Genomic DNA, 16952 nt, shown 5'->3' on the forward strand with positions numbered 1-16952 from the left:
TGCGGGGCGGCCGAACACCTGGGTGTCAAACATCACACGGGAGCGGGCCTGAAGTGCTCCAGTGGTGTCCCTTCGGGTTTATGGCTTACGGGGTTGATCGCATACCACGAGCCGTTCTTCTGAACCGCCAGGACCTCCTGGCCGCCACTGAAACCTTTACGGGCTCCTGGAAAATTTTTCCTCCGATTGCCAAACACCGAATCCGAAGCGCCCGAGAGCCATCGCCACTGCTCGAACGTGGTGACCGGCAGATAAATGTTCGAGCCGATATGAACCGGGACTCCGTTGGCGACTTTACCCAGCCCCTTAACACCATTTACCCCCCCACGAAAAATGCTGGGGATGGCTTCCAATGGGTTGAACAGTCCACGAATGTAGGTCACCCCGCCTTTGAGCGCGGCCAAGGTGAATGGCGTGCCACTGAAGGGGATCAACATTTTCAAGCCTTTGCCAAACGCCTTTAATCCCGACCACCCCCCGGTCGCAAAAAAAGACAAGAAGTCGATCATCAGGCCTTTCGCGCCGTCCCCTGTTTTACCCTCCACCAAATCCGCCATCGCCCCCACAAAAGGAATCAGACTCAGCAACATTCGAGTACCTTCAGCAGAAAACAGACTGCTCGTGGAAAAAGGGTGATTACGCTTGTACAAGTCCGTGGGTTCATTGGCATAGGCGATCCGTGCGTCACGGTCATCTTTGAAGTTATAGGCTACTAGCCTATCGACTATCTGAGATATTTTGGAGGAAGCAAAGGTGTTCGGTGCACGATCGTGAATATGCCCCGTCCTCTCGGGTATCGGGTCTGGAAGCTCCTCGATAATCACTTGCGACGTTACCCCAGCACGCGGCTCAGAGCCTGTACTGTAGGCGTCAAAATCAAACGGTTGAGTCGTTCCATTCCGGATCACCGGCCCTGCATAGGTATAGAGACTGTCGCGTAGCGTTTCATTTTCCACCTTACCGTCAAGCGGCAGCTTGGAGGGCAAGTCCGCTCGCTTGACCATCGTCATGGACCCTGGGAAAACTTCGTAGTAACCGAACCTGGGTTTGACCAGGCCAGTTTCATAGCGAAGCAAGAGGCCATGCTTGCCTTTGCTCTGTTCGACTTTTGAGTCCGGCCCTTGATCGACGCGCAGTGAGTCTCCGGTCGTTTGGCGCACGCTATAGAACGTGATCTTCCCCCACTCCAGCGCCTTGCGATCTTCAAGGGGTAGATCAGCGATCATCAGCTTCAATGTGGTTAACTGCGCTGCACGGAGGTCGGCAATGTATTTATCGACGGCAGGTGCCACTAATGGCTCGATCCTGGGCAATTGCTTGAGCCGCTCCTTAAAGGTCGCGAAGTCGACCTTCGTATGAGCAAACGCGCTACGCGTCCAATAGTCTTTGACGCCAAGCAAGGGTTTGTTGTCCTTGTAATTCATCAAGATGACATCGATCAAAAACTTCTCATTGCGGTCGGTTTTTCCAGACCTGAATGCACCGGCGGAAAAACCTGTATCGGGATAATCAGGCACCTTGAGGTTGCGAATCTCCTCCTCGGTCATTTCCGGGAACAGCAGCAGCAGTTGTCGGACCAGCACGCTTGATTCAGTAGGCGGCTCGCTCATCAGTACGTTGAACGCCTCACGGGTCTGGTATTCGCGCTCGGAAAAGGCTTTCGACGCGGCCTCGTAATCCCCTGTCGAATAGCGACCATCTGAAGTGGCTGGAAAAATGCCGTTCATCACTGCCCAATCCAACAGTGGCGAAACCCCCATTGTTTTGATCAAGGCTTCTTGTTTAGGCCCTGTAGCCTCCTGACGTGCCAGCGCGAGCACTTGCGTAAGATTCAAGCGTGAATCGCCCGCTATCTCACAGCCCAGGCGCATGTTCATCCAGGCTGTGCTGCCGACCTTGATGTTCTCCGGGTCCTGGTTGAACAGTTTGGCCTTTTCGGCATCGACGCCAGGGTCTCGTTTGACGAGCATCTCCGGTGCCGACTGGGCCAGCAACAGATGGGCCATCAGGGCCGAAACCTTAGGGTCGACCCCCTTACTTTCCAAGTGCCTCTCGACACGTTCACGCACCTCTTTAAGCGTGCGGCCCTTATTGCCAGGCTGATACAACTCATAGCCCGCCACCGTGCCCCGCTTGCCCGGCACCGGGCTATCGACGCAGAACTTGAGCGTGGTGGCCAAGAGTTGGTGGCGATCGGTTCTCGTCAACGCTTGGCCATCGGCCACAGCATAGAGCCCAATGGACTTGGCAATGTCTTCAGCCATGGCAATGGCCTGTGGCGAATCAAAAAAAGCGGCGAGATGACTGTCCGGGTCGGGATAGGCTTGAAAGCCTGAGGCAGGGGGGGAAAAGGCCTTGAGCGCCACTTCGACCTGCGCCGATCGACCCTGGAGCGTTTGCGTCACGTGGGAGGACAGCCCTGGCCCGCCGTAGGGCGTCATGCCTGCGTAATCACCCGCCAGCGGCGGCGACGGCATTTGAGTGGTTAACCAATGGATCGTCGCACGCAACTGGCCGACGGTTTTCGGGACATCGGGCGCGTAAAACGCCAGGACCTGACGCGCATCATAAGTGCGTGTGGAGTACAGCGCATTCCCGGTCTTTTTGCTCATCTTCACTAACTGGTCGTAAGCCTCGTTCATCTTGCGTGCCGCCTTCCCTTCAGCGTCGTCATTTCTCGACGCCCGCTCGACCTCATGGTCGAAAGCTTGCTGCATGGAAACCCAATCCCCGGCAAGATTACGCATCTGCAAGTCGCCCTCCGACAGCCTGAACTCAGGCATCCGGAACTCACTGCCAGGAAGATCGTACCCGGCCTTCTTCAAAAAGGCCTGGAAGGTCGCAGACTCCAGAAACTGAAGAAAAAGCTGGCGCGGCTTTTTGCTGCGCTGATCCAGGGAGGAACCCGGATCGACCTTCACGTTCTGGTCATCCAGGTCAAGCACGTTCGTGTCCGGTTCACCCGTGAACTGTGAGCGAAACTGCTCGACCACGCGTGCACGTACCGCACTGTCCTCACGACGCTGGGCCAGCTCTTTGAACTGGCGTTGCCATTCATCGCGTCGCGCCGCAGTGATCTTGGGCCACCCGTTGTTCTTGAGATGCTTGCTCAGGTGGTGGGCACTTTTTTCACTTTCCGGTGGCTTTACGCCGTAAAAATCCAGCAACACGTCACGGCCAATGGCGTTGGGACGGCCAGTTGCGGGAAGGCCCAGGTTGCTCGGCGAAAGCACCTGTTGCAGGGCCGAGATCGTTTGACTGACTTGCCCCCAGCCAGAACCATCAGTAGCCGAAAAACGCTGTAAGGTTTCTTTACCGTCACGTACCACAACGCCCACAACGCAATCATTGAATACCCGTATGGTTTCGGGCTTCAACGCTTGAGAACGGAACCACGCCTGGACGGATGGTTCATTAACCGCCTGGTTGTACATCTCGATGAAGGGCTCTACGGATGATTTTTCAGGGTTGGCTTTTTCATCCGCTTTGCCAGTGTTCAACCCGTTAACCAACCTTTTCTGCAGCGCGATGTCCGCCTTTTCAGCGTCCGCTGCTGCGGGGTATCGCCGCCTGACTTTGCCTGCTTTGGCAGGTGGCACCGCTGCGCTTTTAACGTCAGTGTCACGTTTGTCCCGGCCTGCCTGTTCCTGCAGCTTCACCTCGCGCAATGACCTGGAATGATGCGTATCAGTTGGGCTGGGGCCTGGGGTCACAGCGATAACGGAGGGAGAAGCCGGTACATCGGCGGTGGGGATGTGTGGGGTACTGACTTGAGCGGAGGAAGAAAGGGGTAAAACCGGAACGCCACCTTTTGCAAGGATTGTCGACATTCAAAATCTCTCTACCGATTGAGTTGATGAGTGTTCTCGTCCCTAAAAAACAATTGATTAATAAAATATTAAGTAATGCGAAGTCGGGCCGTAGGCATTTTCTCAACTAGATGGCAGTAAAATCTTGGCAATAACACCCCCAAGCCTTGGCCAGGCTTGGGGGCGTTTTTTATGCAGCCGTCGCGTTCAGCGGTTTAAACCCGTCCAACGGGGTGCCGATCGGCAAATGAGTGGTGGGATCCGTCGCATACCAATAAGTACCGATTTGCACCGCTTGAACCGGCACCGAATAATTGTGCCCATTGTGAGTGGCCCTCTGCCCGGCAGGGCTTGGGGCTGTCGGAGGTTGATTCAGCACCCGGCTCACGCCCAGGCATGTACGCATTTTTTCCTCCACAGAGCCCAGCGTGGTCACCAGCGAAGGCGTGGGTGCCTTGTTCAGCAGTTTAGGCAGGCTGAATATGCCTTTGGCAACGCCGGTCAGCAGGTCCGCCGTGCCATCCAGTGGGTTCAGGAAACCACTGACGACGCTGACCCCTTTTTCCAGCACACGAAAAGCCTTGGCACCGAAGGGCGCGACAACTTTTGTGGATTTGAACAAGGCATTCAGGGTCGAGCCTGCGCCCCCGATAATGGCGCCCACCGTGTCGATAATCAGCCCTCGCGTGCCCTCGACGACGTTGCCCTGGGCCAGATCCATGATTGCCCCTACGAACGGAATCATGCCCAGCAGCACCTGGTCCCTGTGAGCCGATAGCTCGCGCTGTTGCTCCAACGGCAATTTGCCCTGAGCGAGCTGCAACGTGGTGTCGCGATGATGAACAAAGTTGCCCTGCATTAGGCGCTCGACAATCGACTGGGTGCGGGCCGAAGAAAAACTGTTGGGCACCACCGTTTGCATATCACTCTGCTCGGTCGACGGCGCGGCGGGCAAGGTATCCCCAATTTTTTCGATAATGACGTGTGCCGATTTGACGCCGGGCCTTGGCACTGCGTCGGAGCTGTAAGCCACAAAATCAAACGGTTCCTCCAAACCGTTCTGCAATTTCGTTTTGGTAGGTGCCCAACGCCCGTACACCTTGGTGTCGTTTTGCAGTTCACCGCCCAGTGTCAACGTATCCGGTAGATCATCACGTTTGATGATCAACAACTTATCCGGGAAGACCTCAAAATAGCGGATCACACCCAAGTGTTCACAGCGTATCAACGTACCTTTGCGCCCTCGCCGCTCCTCCACCTGATCGGGTGTCTGGTCCAGCGTGGGCACGCCGTCCACTTGCTCACGCAGGGCAAACAGTTCGACCTTGCCCAGTTCCAGGGCCTGGCGATCAGCCAATGGCAGGTTGGCAATCATGCGCTTGGTGACGGTGCTCAAGCCCTGCTTGAGGTTGGCCAGATAGGTGTCGACCTCTGCGGGCAACTGGGCCTGCACATTCGGTAACTGGGCGATTTTGGCATCCAGGGCCCGCACGTTTGCATCAATAGCGTCCTGGTCTGCTTTGCTCAGGCCCTTGTTGAAATCAAACGGGGTTTTGCGGGTGGGCGATTTCGGCAGCGCCTGCCCCGGGGTCAGGAGCATCCAGCGGCCCTCAACCAGGTCGCCGGTCATGTACGTCTCGACCAACGGGCGTGTTACCGGCTCCGACAACTTCTGGTTGCGACGTTCATTTGGGTCTGCGATGTACACACGCAACGCTTTTATTTGCTCAACGCTGAGATCGGGAAAGACGTGCCGCAAGTTCTCGATCGCACGTTTTTCTCGCGTCGGCAGCGCCACATTGAAGTGGTTCAAGGCTTGAAGGAGCTGCGTGCGCTGCGCGTCGAAAGCCTCTTTGGCCTGCTGGTACATCTGGGGTGTATAGCGCCCATCCGCCGGTCGGGTGTAGACGCCCTGCATCAAGCCCCAATCGAGTAATGCGGCCATCCCGTAATTATCGAGTATGGCGGCCTCTTCCGGCGTGCGCGGGTCCAGCCGGCTGAGTGCCATAACCTGCGCGTAACTCATGGCACGCGAAACGCCGGCGCCGCCCTGACGCTCGGCAAACATGACGCCCAGGCGCAAATCTGCCCATTCAGGCGAACCCATGCGCAGCGTGTCGGGAATGCCCCGCACAAGAAACTCAGGCGCAGCACTGGCCAGCAACAAATGGGCCACGAGCGGCGCGGCTCGGGGGTCGAGTAGTTTGTTCTGTTTGAGATGGGCTTCGAGATCCGCGCGTACCTCGGCCATACTGCGCCCACTGTTGCCTGGCTGATACAGGTCATAGCCGGCGATTGTGCCTGGACGCCCGGGCGTCTGTGGATCGATTTTGAGTTTGATGGCAGCGATGATCCACTGCTTGCGTTCGGCGTCCGACAATTGTCGGGTGCCGGATGCGCCACGAAAACGCTGGTCAAACGCTAAACTATCACCCAGCAACAAGACCAGAGGGTCACTGAGCATTTGGCTGATGAAATGTTCGGCTTGAGCACGCAGATCCTCGGGTGTATTTCGATCGAGGATACCTCCGGTATTGAGTAGCACCAACATGGCGTCGCCTGAGTTGTCATCAGTTGGGGTATCTCCCACCGCCGCCAAGGCGGCTTTATCGGCGATAGACAAGTCTCCGGGTGCCCAGGTGCGGCCTAACAGGCCGGAGTAATTTCCCAACGGTGCAGGCGGCGGTAATACCGTGGTCAGCCAGCGCACGGTATTACGCAACTCACCCACGGTCTTGGGCAATGACAATCCATAAGCCTGCAAAGCGTCGCTGATCCCGACCTTGCCGGCTTCGTTACGGGTCAGTCCTGAGCTGTTGCTGACGGGCACGGCCAACTCGGCCAGTTCCACGGCTTGCTCATCGGGCTTGTCTGTGATGTGTTGAGTCAGGACGCCTGCCAGATGAGCGCGTTCATCCAGGGCGTCAATCGCTTGCCTGGCTGTGTGCACGCGAGTGTCGAGTTCAGCCTTCTTTTCGGGTGCTGACCAGTCCGCGGCCGCCAGTGCTTGCTGAGCTTGCGTCACGTTGCTATCGCTAGCGGGTGGTTGCACCCCATACCAGCGCATGACTGCGTTGCGCGAAAAAGTGCTGCCGGTAAGGTCGGCATACGGTAACCCGGCCCCGTCAGGATCAAGACTGCGGGCAGCGGCGCGCAACCTTGCGCTGGCTTCCCACCAACCGGATGCATCGCTGGTGGTAAATGTTTGCACGCTGGTGACACCGTCACGGGTGACGCTGCCCGTCACCGAGTCGGGCTTGACCACCACCGTCGACAACGCCATGCCCTTGCTCAGGAACCAGCTCTGGAGCTCAGGCGTATTGAACGCGTGCCGGTAAGCATCGAACAGCGGATAAATCGTCGTATTGGCGGCCAGGTTGACTCTGCGGTCTGTCGCTTGACGCAAGGCCTGGCTCCCCAGCCCCGCCTGTAAGGCACGGTCAGCGCTTGACGCGGCCTCGGCAGGAACCGTTGGCAACGCAGGGAGCGTCCATGACGAGAGCGACTCGGGTTCCAGGCTGCGTTTGCCGCGAGTACCCGTTTCGAGCGCGGGGCCATGGGCTGGTGCTGGTGCAGATGGCAGCACCGGCGGGGTAAACGTGCGAGCGTGAAAAAGTGGCGAGATGTTCGACATTTCTAGTTCCTCTGTACCAGTAAGTGGCAAGAGCTCTTGTCCCTAAGAACTGTCTAGGGAGAAATGTACGAACCTGGATCTAATCTGGGTGTAAGAAAACTCCTAAGACGGCTAATGCAGTGAGAGAGTTTGCTAGGCGAAGTGCGGCGACTTACAAGATCCGGTAGAGCAACCTTTCAATCCGCACCCGGCTGACCCGTCGTAAAAACTTGCCGACTGCGGGCGGATACTCCACCAGGGTCTGCAATTGCTGATACCGCTCGATACGCGTGGTGTGCTGGAAGATCTGCGCGAGCTCTGTGCGCCGCGGCGCCAGCCACTCGCCCTTGGGATCATCGATCAGCAGGGCATTTTCCAGATCCAGGCGGAACGCCCGTGGGTTGAGGTTGTTGCCCGTCAGCAAGGTGTAACGCTGGTCGACCCACATCCCCTTGAGGTGATAGGTATTGTCACCGTCACGCCACAGATGCAGGTTCAACTGGCCGCTGTCGATCATCGGCTGATGGCGTTTGGCGAAGCGGCGCAGGCTGATTTCATACAGGTAAGGCAACGCCGAAATCACCTTGAACGGCTCGCCGGGCGGGATGTAGAAATCGTTGGCGGTTTTGTCGCCGACGATAATGTCGACCTTCACCCCACGCGCCAGGGCGCGGTTTATTTCACGGGTCACCGGCAGCGGCAGGTTGAAATACGGCGTGCAGATGGTCAGTTGATGCTGGGCACTGGCGATGAGTTCGAGAATCACCCGGTTCAACGGATTGTTCTTGCCCACACCCAGCAACGGGCTGACCGACAAGTGCCCATTGGGCAGCAACCCCGTGGTGGTGTCGTAGGCCGCGTGCTTCAAGCGGCTACGCAAGTCACCGATGTCATTGCGCAGGCTGCGGGTGGTCGGCAGGTTTGGCAGGTCCAGGCGATGCACGGCCTTGGACGCGACCAGCCCATGCTCCACCAGGTGTTGCATCGAGTCAGCCAAAGGCTTGCTGTGGATCAGGTGATAGCGGTCAAAGCGGTATTTGTCGAACTTGTGCAGGTACACATTGTTGAGACTGGCGCCGCTGTAGAGCACGCTGTCGTCGATCACAAAACCCTTGAGGTGCAGCACGCCAAACAGTTCGCGGGTTTGCACCGGCACGCCGTACACCGGCACTTCGCTGGCGTGGGAATGGGTCATGGCCTGGTACCAGGCGCTGTTGCCCGGCTGCTTGCCGGCGCCGATCAGGCCGCGCTGGGCGCGCAGCCAGTCAACCACCACCACGATATCCAACTCGGGCCGTGCCGCCTTGGCAGCGTGCAAGGCGTCGTAGATTTCCTGCCCCGCTTCGTCCTGCTGCAAGTACAGCGCAACGATGTAGATGCGCCGGGTGGCCTGGGCGATTTTTTCCAGCAGGCACAGGCGGTACGCAGCGGCACCGGACAGCACGTCGATGGCATCGGGAGACAGCGGGAAACCACGCAGTTTGGGCAACAGGGAGCGTTTGAAGAACGACGGCATAAGGCTCGCTATGGGTCGAATCCGAAGAGGCACAGAGCTTACACCATGGGGCTGCTCAGGTCTCGCCGCGGCAGATGGAAAAAATTTAATTGACCATGAAGAACGATCGTTCTACTGTCTGCGACATGAACGATATCAACAGCAATGAAACCCGCGACATTATCCTCGACGTCACCGAGAAGTTGATCTATCGCCACGGCATCGCCGCCACCGGCATGGAGTTATTGGTGAAAACCGCCGGCGTCTCGCGCAAAAGTATTTACCGTTACTTTGCCAATAAAGACGAACTGGTCATCGCCGCCCTGCAACGCCGCGACGCGCGCTGGATGCAGTGGCTACGCACTGAAGTGGAACGCAGCGAAGGCAGCGGCGAGCGCCTGCTGGCGTTGTTCAGCGCGCTCAAGACCTGGTTTGGCGCTGCGGACTTTCGCGGTTGCGCCTTTATCAACACCAGTGGCGAAACCGGCGACGCGCAAGATCCGGTGCGCCTGTTGGCCAAGGCGCATAAACAAAAACTGTTCGAGTACGCTCTTGAACTGTGTAAAGCACATGGCACCCCCGAACCCGAACGGCAGGCCGCGCACCTGCTGATCCTCATCGATGGCGCCATTACCGTTGCCCTGGTCATGGGCGATTCAACAGCGGCTGATAATGCGCAATGCATGGCGCGAACGTTATTGGGACTTTGAACGCACAGGCTGAGCAACTTTCGACACCACCTTGGTATTTACAGGAGCTGCCCCATGTCATCCACAGCAGAACAACGCCCGCCACTGCCACCGTTTACGCGTGAATCGGCGATTCAAAAAGTGCGTCTGGCCGAAGACGGCTGGAACTCCCGCGACCCGGAGCGCGTGTCCCTGGCGTATACCCTGGACACGCAATGGCGAAACCGCGCCGAATTTGCGCATAACCGCGAAGAGGCCAAGGGCTTTCTCACGCGCAAATGGGCCAAGGAACTGGATTATCGGCTGATCAAGGAGTTGTGGGCATTCACCGACAACCGTATTGCCGTGCGCTATGCCTATGAGTGGCATGACGACTCCGGCAACTGGTTCCGTTCCTATGGCAACGAGAATTGGGAATTCGACGAAAACGGCCTGATGGCCAACCGCTTTGCCTGCATCAACGATCTGCCGATCAAAGCAACCGAACGCAAGTTCCACTGGCCACTGGGCCGGCGCCCGGATGATCATCCGGGGTTGTCTGACCTGGGCCTGTAAGCCACACGCAATCAAAAGGTGGGAGCTGGCTTGCCTGCGATAGTATCGTCTCGGTTTCCCTGATAAACCGAATCGACTGTATCGCAGGCAAGCCAGCTCCCACATTGGCTCATCGAGCTCTGTCAGTCTTGATTCAAGCCGACGCGATACAGCACGCCCTTGTCCTCGTCGGTCAGCACATACAGAAAGCCGTCCGGCCCCTGGCGCACGTCGCGAATCCGCGCCTTCAACCCGCCCAGCAAGCGTTCCTCGTGAATCACCTTATCGCCATCGAACTGCAGGCGAATCAACTCCTGGCTGGCCAATGCGCCGATAAACAGGTTGTGGTCCCAGGCTTTGAAACGCTCGGCGTCGTAGAATGCCATGCCACTGATGCCGGGGGACTTTTCCCAGACGTGGTGGGGTTGCACAGTGCCCTCCACCGCCTTGCCCTGGGCTTCCGGAATCGGCGTCAGCGAATAATTGATGCCGTGGGTTGCCAGGGGCCAACCGTAGTTCTTGCCGCGCTCGATGATGTTGATTTCATCACCGCCGCGCGGGCCATGTTCATTTTCCCAGATCGTGCCGCTCCAGGGGTTCAACGCCAGCCCTTGCGGGTTGCGCTGGCCATAGGACCAGATCTCCGGGCGCACGCCCTGCTGGCCCACAAAGGGGTTGTCATCCGGCACACGACCATCCGGGTAAATGCGCACAACCTTGCCTTGCAACTTGTCCAGGTCCTGGGCCGTCGGGCGGTCATTGTTCTCGCCCAGGGTCACAAACAGGTAGCCATCGCGGTCGAAGGCCAGGCGCGAGCCGAAGTGATTGCCGGTCGACAGCTTGGGCTCCTGGCGCAATATCACCTTGAAGTCTTTGAGCCCGCTCAAGTCATCGGCCAAGCGCCCACGCCCCACGGCAGTGCCGGCCTTGCCACCCTCGCCGCCGCCTTCGGCATACGACAGGTAGACCAGGCGGTCCTGCTTGAAGTCGGGCGACAGCACCACATCAAGCAAACCGCCCTGCCCTTTGGCCCACACCTGCGGCACGCCGGTCAGCGGCGCGGACAGCTTGCCGTCCGGGCTGACAAAGCGCAGGTGGCCGGGGCGCTCGGTCACCAGGAAGCCTTGTTTGTCCGGCAGAAACGCCACGGCCCACGGGTGGTCGAGGCCTTTGGCAATGGGGGTGGCGGTGATGCTGCCTTGTTCGCTGGGGAACTGCTGGGCATCCGCCGCCATGACGGCCGTCGCAGGCAGCAGGGTTGCGCAAAGGGCGGCTAACAGGGTTTTACGTAGAAACATAAGACGGAGTCCTTACCGGCGATTGCCGTTGGCATCGTAAGTGGGCGCTTTGGGTGCAGTGGCAGGACGGCTCGGGGCCGCGTTACGGGTCGGGTAACGATTGCCGATACCGCCGTTTTCGACGGTGGGTGCAGGGCCGGTCGGCGCGGGTTGAACCCCGCGGTTGGTGGCCGGCGCATTGGGTTGGGTGCCCTGCATGCTGTTCGGGTTGGCCCGATGGATTGGGCTGTTATTGGTGTTGTAGCTGCCGGGCAGGTTCTGCGCCTGGGCCAATGGCGCGAGGGCCAGGCCCAGCGCGACGACGGCGAGGTAACGCACACAGCTGTTCATGACAAAACCTCTTTGGGGCGAGTAGTACGTGCTTTCGATAACACGCTACGCCTTGGGTTCGGCTTTCGACATTAAATAGTTTCTCATCAGATGTAACACGATCTGTCAGCGCATCTGTCCACGCATCTGCCCGTCGAAACTTTTACGCCCGCCTGCGAGTCACCAGAACACCGACACTTCTCAAGGAACCGCAGCCATGCCAAGGGCAATCTGGAAAGGCGCCATCAGTTTCGGCTTGGTCCATATCCCGGTCTCGCTGGTCTCGGCCACGTCCTCCCAGGGCGTTGATTTTGACTGGCTGGACAAACGCAGCATGGACCCGGTGGGCTACAAGCGCATCAACAAAACCACCGGCAAGGAAGTCACCAAGGACCATATCGTCAAGGGCGTGGCCTTTGAGAAAGGCCGCTACGTGGTGCTCAGCGAAGACGAAATTCGCTCGGCCCACCCCAAGTCGACCCAGACCATCGAAATCATCGCCTTTGTCGCCGCCGACCAGATCCCGCTGCAAAACATCGATACGCCCTACTTCCTGGCCCCGGACAAACGCGGCGGCAAGGTCTACGCACTGCTGCGTGAAACCCTGAAAAAAACCGCCAAGGTCGCCCTGGCGAACGTGGTGTTGCACACCAAGCAACACCTGGCGGCGCTGATGCCGCTGGAGTCAGCGCTGGTCCTGGTGATGCTGCGCTGGCCCGCCGAAGTGCGCAGCCTCGACGAGCTGGAACTGGGCAGCGACGTGACCAAACCGAGCCTGGCCAAAGGCGAATTGGACATGGCCAAGCGCCTGGTCGAAGACATGAGCGCCGACTGGCAGCCGGACGACTACCGCGACAGCTTCCAGGAAAAGATCATGGCGCTGGTGGCGAAGAAGGCCAAGGCCGGCAAGGTTGAAGACGTTGAGAGCCAGGCCGGCAGCGAAGAACGCAAATCGGCCGATGTGATCGACCTGACCGAACTGCTCAAGCGCAGCCTGGCCGGCAAGCCCGCCGCGAAAAAGCCCGCGACCAAAAAACCGGCCGCGAAAAAAGCCAGCACAAAGGCCTCTTGAGCCCGCCATCAGCCGGAGAACGCCATGGCCAAGCCCCTGAGTGAGTACAAACGCAAACGCGACTTCGAGATCACCGCAGAACCCGCAGGCGAGGTGCCCGCCGGTAAATCCGAGGCCTCGGCGCTATCTTTCGTGATTCAAAAACACGACGCGCGCAACCTGCACTATGACTTTCGCCTGGAGCTCGGTGGCGTACTCAAAAGCTGGGCCGTGCCCAAAGGCCCGAGCCTGGATCCGAGCCAGAAACGCCTGGCGGTCCACGTTGAAGACCATCCGCTGAGTTACGGCAATTTTGAAGGCAATATCGCCGCCGGGCAGTATGGCGCCGGTGATGTAATCGTGTGGGATCGCGGGGTCTGGCAACCTCACGACGATCCGCACAAGGCGTATGCGGCCGGCAAACTCAAATTCACCCTGGTCGGTGAAAAACTGTCCGGCGATTGGGCGCTGGTGCGCACCCGCCTCAAGGGCAGCGGCGACAAGGAGCAGTGGTTGCTGATCAAGGAAAAGGATCAGCAAGCCCGCCCGGCCGAAGACTACGACATCGTCAAGGCCCAGCCCAAAAGCGTGCTCAGCGACGCCACCGTGGGCAAGCCCGCGCCTGCGCCTGCACCGCGTGCAAAGCGCCAGAAAGCCAAGACCGCCCTGCCCGATCAATTCGCGCCACAACTGGCCACCCTGGTCGACCGCGCCCCGGCCGGCGACTGGCAATACGAGATCAAATTCGACGGCTACCGCATGGTGGCGCGTATCCGCGATGGCGATGTGCGCCTGTTCACCCGCAACGGTCATGACTGGACCGAGCGTTTGCCGCGTCAGGTCAAGGCGCTGCAAGCCCTCAAGCTCCAGGACAGCTGGCTGGATGGCGAAGTGGTCAGCCTCAATGCCGACGGTTTGCCGGACTTCCAGGCGCTGCAAAATGCCTTCGATATCGGCCGCAGCCTGGATATCGTCTATTACCTGTTCGACGCGCCGTTTCTACAGGGCCAGGATTTGCGCGAAGCCCCCGTGGAACAACGGCGTGCCGCGCTAAAGTCTGCGCTGTCGGGCAGCCGCAGCAAATTGCTGCGGTTTTCCGAAGCCTTCGCCGCCAACCAGCGCGACATCTTCGAAAGCGCCTGCGACCTGGCGCTTGAAGGCGTGATCGGCAAGCGCGTCGGCAGCCCTTACGTGTCCAGCCGCAGCGCCGACTGGATCAAACTCAAATGTCGCCTGCGTCAGGAATTCGTGATTGTCGGTTACACCCGCCCGCAAGGTTCGCGCACCGGCTTCGGCGCACTGCTGCTGGCGGTCAATGACGACAACGGCTTGGTGTATGCCGGGCGTGTCGGCACCGGGTTTGATCAGCACACGCTCAAAACGATCTACGCCCAGCTCACGCCTTTGGAGCGCAAGACTTCGCCGCTGCACACACCGCTGACGAGCAGTCAGGCACGCGGCGTGCACTGGGTGAAGCCCGAGTTGGTCGGCGAAGTCAATTTCGCCGAATGGACCCGCGAAGGCGTGGTACGCCAAGCCGCGTTCGTTGCGCTGCGCAGCGACAAGCCTGTGGCGCAGATCATCCATGAGCAACCGCGCGCGGCCAAATCGCTCAAGCAGGCTTCAGCGCCGAAAAAACCCGGCAATGACGTGAACATCACCCACCCCGACCGCGTGATCGACCCACAAAGTGGCACGCAAAAGCAGCAGTTGGCAGATTTCTACGCCAGCATCAGCGAATGGCTCCTGCCGTTCCTGCACCACCGGCCCGTGTCGCTTCTGCGCGCGCCGGAAGGCATCGAAGGTGAGCAATTCTTCCAAAAGCATGCAGAACGCCTGGCCATTCCCCATATCAAGCAACTGGACCAGCGCCTCGACCCCGGCCACGCACGGCTGATGGAAATCGACACCGCCAAGGCCCTGCTCGGCGCCGTGCAGATGGGCACGATCGAGCTGCACACCTGGGGCGCCACTGCCGACAAAATCGAAACCCCGGACCTGTTTGTGCTCGACCTCGACCCGGACCCCGCACTGCCCTGGAAAAGCATGCTGGAAGCCGCGCAACTGACCTTGTCGGTGCTCGACGAGCTGGGCCTTCAAGCGTTCGTCAAAACCAGCGGCGGTAAAGGCCTGCACCTGGTCATCCCGCTGGCGCGCCGGGATGGCTGGGACACGGTGAAAGCCTTTGCCAAGGCCATCGCACAGTTCATGGCACAACAACTGCCCGAACGCTTTACCGCCACCAGCGGCCCGAAAAATCGCATCGGCAAGATCTTTATCGACTACCTGCGCAATGCCCGCGGCGCGAGTACGGTGGCGGCCTATTCGGTACGGGCCCGCCCGGGCCTGCCGGTCTCGGTGCCGGTGAGTCGGGAGGAATTGAACGGGTTACGCGGTGCGCAGCAGTGGACGGTGGCTAATCTGCATGAGCGTTTGGACACGCTCAAGGACGACCCTTGGGCCGGTTACGCCAACCGGCAGAAGATCAGCAAGAAGATGTGGGACAAACTGGGGGCTGAGCCGCCGCAGTCGTAGTAGTAACCGTACCAGGTCAATAGGTGGGAGCTGGCTTGTCTGCGACGGCATTAACTTGGTGTGTCTGAATAATGTTGCTGTGCAGGGCGTTTTTTTGGTTGTGTACATATCCGTTATTTGGGTAACGGCCGCTTATGGTTCCGCTCTTACAGCCATGCCTTTCAAGGTCTTGGTTTAAAATCCCCCAAAACTTCAGTCAGGATGACGAAACGATGTGGGAAAAGGTTCTAGAGCGGTTCGAAAAACAAGCACCAGCCAGTGTCATGACCAAGCTGGTATTGGAGCAGGCCGTACCTGCCGAATGGGTTGATAAGGTGTTCGATGATCACCGTCAACGGCAGTACTCCCGTGAGCTTCTGTTTTCATCTGTTGTTGAGTTGATGTCCCTGGTTTCATTGGGCTTGAGGCCATCCTTGCACGCAGCGGCGCGCAAGGCTGAGGGGCTTTCGGTCAGCCTTACAGCGCTCTATGACAAGATCAATCGAACCGAACCCGAGCTGCTTCGGGCCCTGATTTCAGGCAGCGCGGAGCGTTTGGAACCCACTGTCAAAACACTCGGCCATTCATCGATTCTCCCCGGCTGGCAGTTACGTATTGTCGATGGCAATCACCTGCCAGCCACACAAAAACGCCTCGGCCCTTTGCGCACTGAGCGCGGCGCAGCGCGCCCAGGGTTTTCAGTGGTGGCCTACGATCCTGATCTGGATTTAGTCGTTGATCTCCAGCCCTGGGAAGATGCCTACGCCAGCGAACGGGTCAGTGTTCTTCCGTTGCTGGCCCGCGCTTGCGCGGGCCAGCTGTGGATGGCTGATCGACTTTACTGCACGCTGCCCGTCCTACAAGCCTGCGAGGACACAGGGGCTTCGTTCATTGTTCGCCAACCCAGCAAGCATCCACGCTTGATCCAGGAAAGCGACTGGCAAGAGTCAGGAATCGTCGATAGCGGCACCGTTCGCGAACAAATCATCGAAGTGAAAGGTGGCCGCCGCTGGCGGCGCGTTGAGTTAAGCCTGCAAACGGCAAATGACTCAGGTGAATCACTGATGTGGTTCTGGAGCAATTTGCCTGACACCATTAGTGCCCAGCAGATAGCCGATTTATACCGTCGTCGCTGGAGTATTGAGGGGATGTTTCAGCGCCTTGAGTCGGTACTGGACAGTGAAATTACAAGCCTTGGTAGCCCGAAAGCCGCGCTACTGGGCTTCGCCTCGGCGGTTCTGGCTTACAACGTTTTGTCGGTTCTAAAGCGTAGCGTTGAGCAGGCGCACCGAGATACACAGCCACAGGGTTGGGAAGTTTCGATTTTCCACTTGGCGGTGCATGTTCGCAGTGATTATCAGGGAATGCAGATCGCATTGCCTACGGAAAATTTCCCTCTTGAAAAGACCTCGCAAGGGCTGGCAGAGCGGTTGTTGGCCCTGGCGAGGTTGATCAAACCCAAGGCCGTCGCAAAAAGTCCTCGCGGTCCTAAGGTCGCAAAACCTAAGGAGTGGCTGGAAGGTAAGGCTGCACGGGTCCATGTCTCAACAGCTCGGGTGCTCAAGGCTGCCAAGTCGGATAAACAGACTTAAACACTGCTTTAAATGAGTTCTTAAACGCAGACCTTGAAAGGCATGGCT

Annotated in this window: 10 protein-coding genes; 5 read left to right on the top strand and 5 right to left on the bottom strand. The window is 58.7% G+C overall.

The annotated features are described in order from the left end of the window. Positions 1–32: 32 nt before the first annotated feature. The 3 genes from BFP92_RS15470 to pssA all read right to left on the bottom strand — a co-directional run bounded on the left by BFP92_RS15470 (position 33) and on the right by pssA (position 8938). Positions 33–3830 (bottom strand): hypothetical protein, encoded by a 3798-nt coding sequence (locus BFP92_RS15470; RefSeq protein WP_239694271.1) that lies wholly within the window; start codon positions 3828–3830, stop codon positions 33–35. A 169-nt stretch (positions 3831–3999) separates the two neighbouring features. After that, positions 4000–7473, bottom strand: coding sequence for a hypothetical protein (locus BFP92_RS15475; RefSeq protein ID WP_139114070.1), 3474 nt, complete (start codon positions 7471–7473; stop codon positions 4000–4002). A 121-nt stretch (positions 7474–7594) separates the two neighbouring features. Next, positions 7595–8938 carry a CDP-diacylglycerol--serine O-phosphatidyltransferase gene (gene pssA, locus BFP92_RS15480; protein ID WP_065930188.1) on the bottom strand — a complete coding sequence of 448 codons (1344 nt, stop codon included), beginning with the start codon at positions 8936–8938 and terminating at the stop codon, positions 7595–7597. A gap of 125 nt (positions 8939–9063) precedes the next feature. Between pssA and BFP92_RS15485 the strand changes: the two genes are divergently transcribed. Both BFP92_RS15485 and BFP92_RS15490 read left to right on the top strand, forming a co-directional pair. After that, on the top strand, positions 9064–9627 hold the full coding sequence (locus BFP92_RS15485) for a TetR/AcrR family transcriptional regulator (protein ID WP_065930189.1): 564 nt from the start codon (positions 9064–9066) through the stop codon (positions 9625–9627). 54 nt (positions 9628–9681) lie between these two features. Further along, positions 9682–10161 carry a nuclear transport factor 2 family protein gene (locus tag BFP92_RS15490; RefSeq protein WP_065930190.1) on the top strand — a complete coding sequence of 160 codons (480 nt, stop codon included), beginning with the start codon at positions 9682–9684 and terminating at the stop codon, positions 10159–10161. A 122-nt stretch (positions 10162–10283) separates the two neighbouring features. On the opposite strand, the gene BFP92_RS15495 is transcribed toward BFP92_RS15490, so the two are convergent. Together BFP92_RS15495 and BFP92_RS15500 are read right to left on the bottom strand one after the other, a co-directional pair. Further along, complete coding sequence (locus tag BFP92_RS15495; protein WP_065930191.1) at positions 10284–11438, bottom strand: PQQ-dependent sugar dehydrogenase; 1155 nt, start codon at positions 11436–11438, stop codon at positions 10284–10286. A 12-nt stretch (positions 11439–11450) separates the two neighbouring features. After that, entirely contained in the window at positions 11451–11768 is a 318-nt protein-coding gene (locus BFP92_RS15500; protein WP_065930192.1) for a hypothetical protein, read from the bottom strand. A gap of 196 nt (positions 11769–11964) precedes the next feature. On the opposite strand from BFP92_RS15500, the gene BFP92_RS15505 reads away from it, so the two are divergent. From BFP92_RS15505 to BFP92_RS15515, 3 genes are all read left to right on the top strand, one after another. Beyond that, positions 11965–12819 (top strand): non-homologous end joining protein Ku, encoded by an 855-nt coding sequence (locus BFP92_RS15505; protein ID WP_065930193.1) that lies wholly within the window; start codon positions 11965–11967, stop codon positions 12817–12819. Positions 12820–12843: 24 nt separating this feature from the next. Beyond that, entirely contained in the window at positions 12844–15333 is a 2490-nt protein-coding gene (ligD, locus tag BFP92_RS15510; RefSeq protein ID WP_065930194.1) for a DNA ligase D, read from the top strand. Positions 15334–15596: 263 nt separating this feature from the next. Next, entirely contained in the window at positions 15597–16904 is a 1308-nt protein-coding gene (locus tag BFP92_RS15515; RefSeq protein WP_083221687.1) for an IS4 family transposase, read from the top strand. Positions 16905–16952 lie beyond the last annotated feature (48 nt).

The organism is Pseudomonas sp. 58 R 3, from assembly GCF_900006605.1.
Lineage (GTDB): Bacteria > Pseudomonadota > Gammaproteobacteria > Pseudomonadales > Pseudomonadaceae > Aquipseudomonas > Aquipseudomonas salomonii.

Excerpts from the sequence above, each read along its gene's own strand:
- BFP92_RS15470 (WP_239694271.1), bottom strand. The coding sequence starts at position 3,830 with ATGTCGACAATCCTTGCAAAAGGTGGCGTTCCGGTTTTACCCCTTTCT.
- pssA (WP_065930188.1), bottom strand. The coding sequence starts at position 8,938 with ATGCCGTCGTTCTTCAAACGCTCCCTGTTGCCCAAACTGCGTGGTTTC.
- BFP92_RS15485 (WP_065930189.1), top strand. The coding sequence starts at position 9,064 with ATGAACGATATCAACAGCAATGAAACCCGCGACATTATCCTCGACGTC.
- BFP92_RS15490 (WP_065930190.1), top strand. The coding sequence starts at position 9,682 with ATGTCATCCACAGCAGAACAACGCCCGCCACTGCCACCGTTTACGCGT.
- BFP92_RS15495 (WP_065930191.1), bottom strand. The coding sequence starts at position 11,438 with ATGTTTCTACGTAAAACCCTGTTAGCCGCCCTTTGCGCAACCCTGCTG.
- BFP92_RS15500 (WP_065930192.1), bottom strand. The coding sequence starts at position 11,768 with ATGAACAGCTGTGTGCGTTACCTCGCCGTCGTCGCGCTGGGCCTGGCC.
- BFP92_RS15505 (WP_065930193.1), top strand. The coding sequence starts at position 11,965 with ATGCCAAGGGCAATCTGGAAAGGCGCCATCAGTTTCGGCTTGGTCCAT.
- ligD (WP_065930194.1), top strand. The coding sequence starts at position 12,844 with ATGGCCAAGCCCCTGAGTGAGTACAAACGCAAACGCGACTTCGAGATC.
- BFP92_RS15515 (WP_083221687.1), top strand. The coding sequence starts at position 15,597 with ATGACCAAGCTGGTATTGGAGCAGGCCGTACCTGCCGAATGGGTTGAT.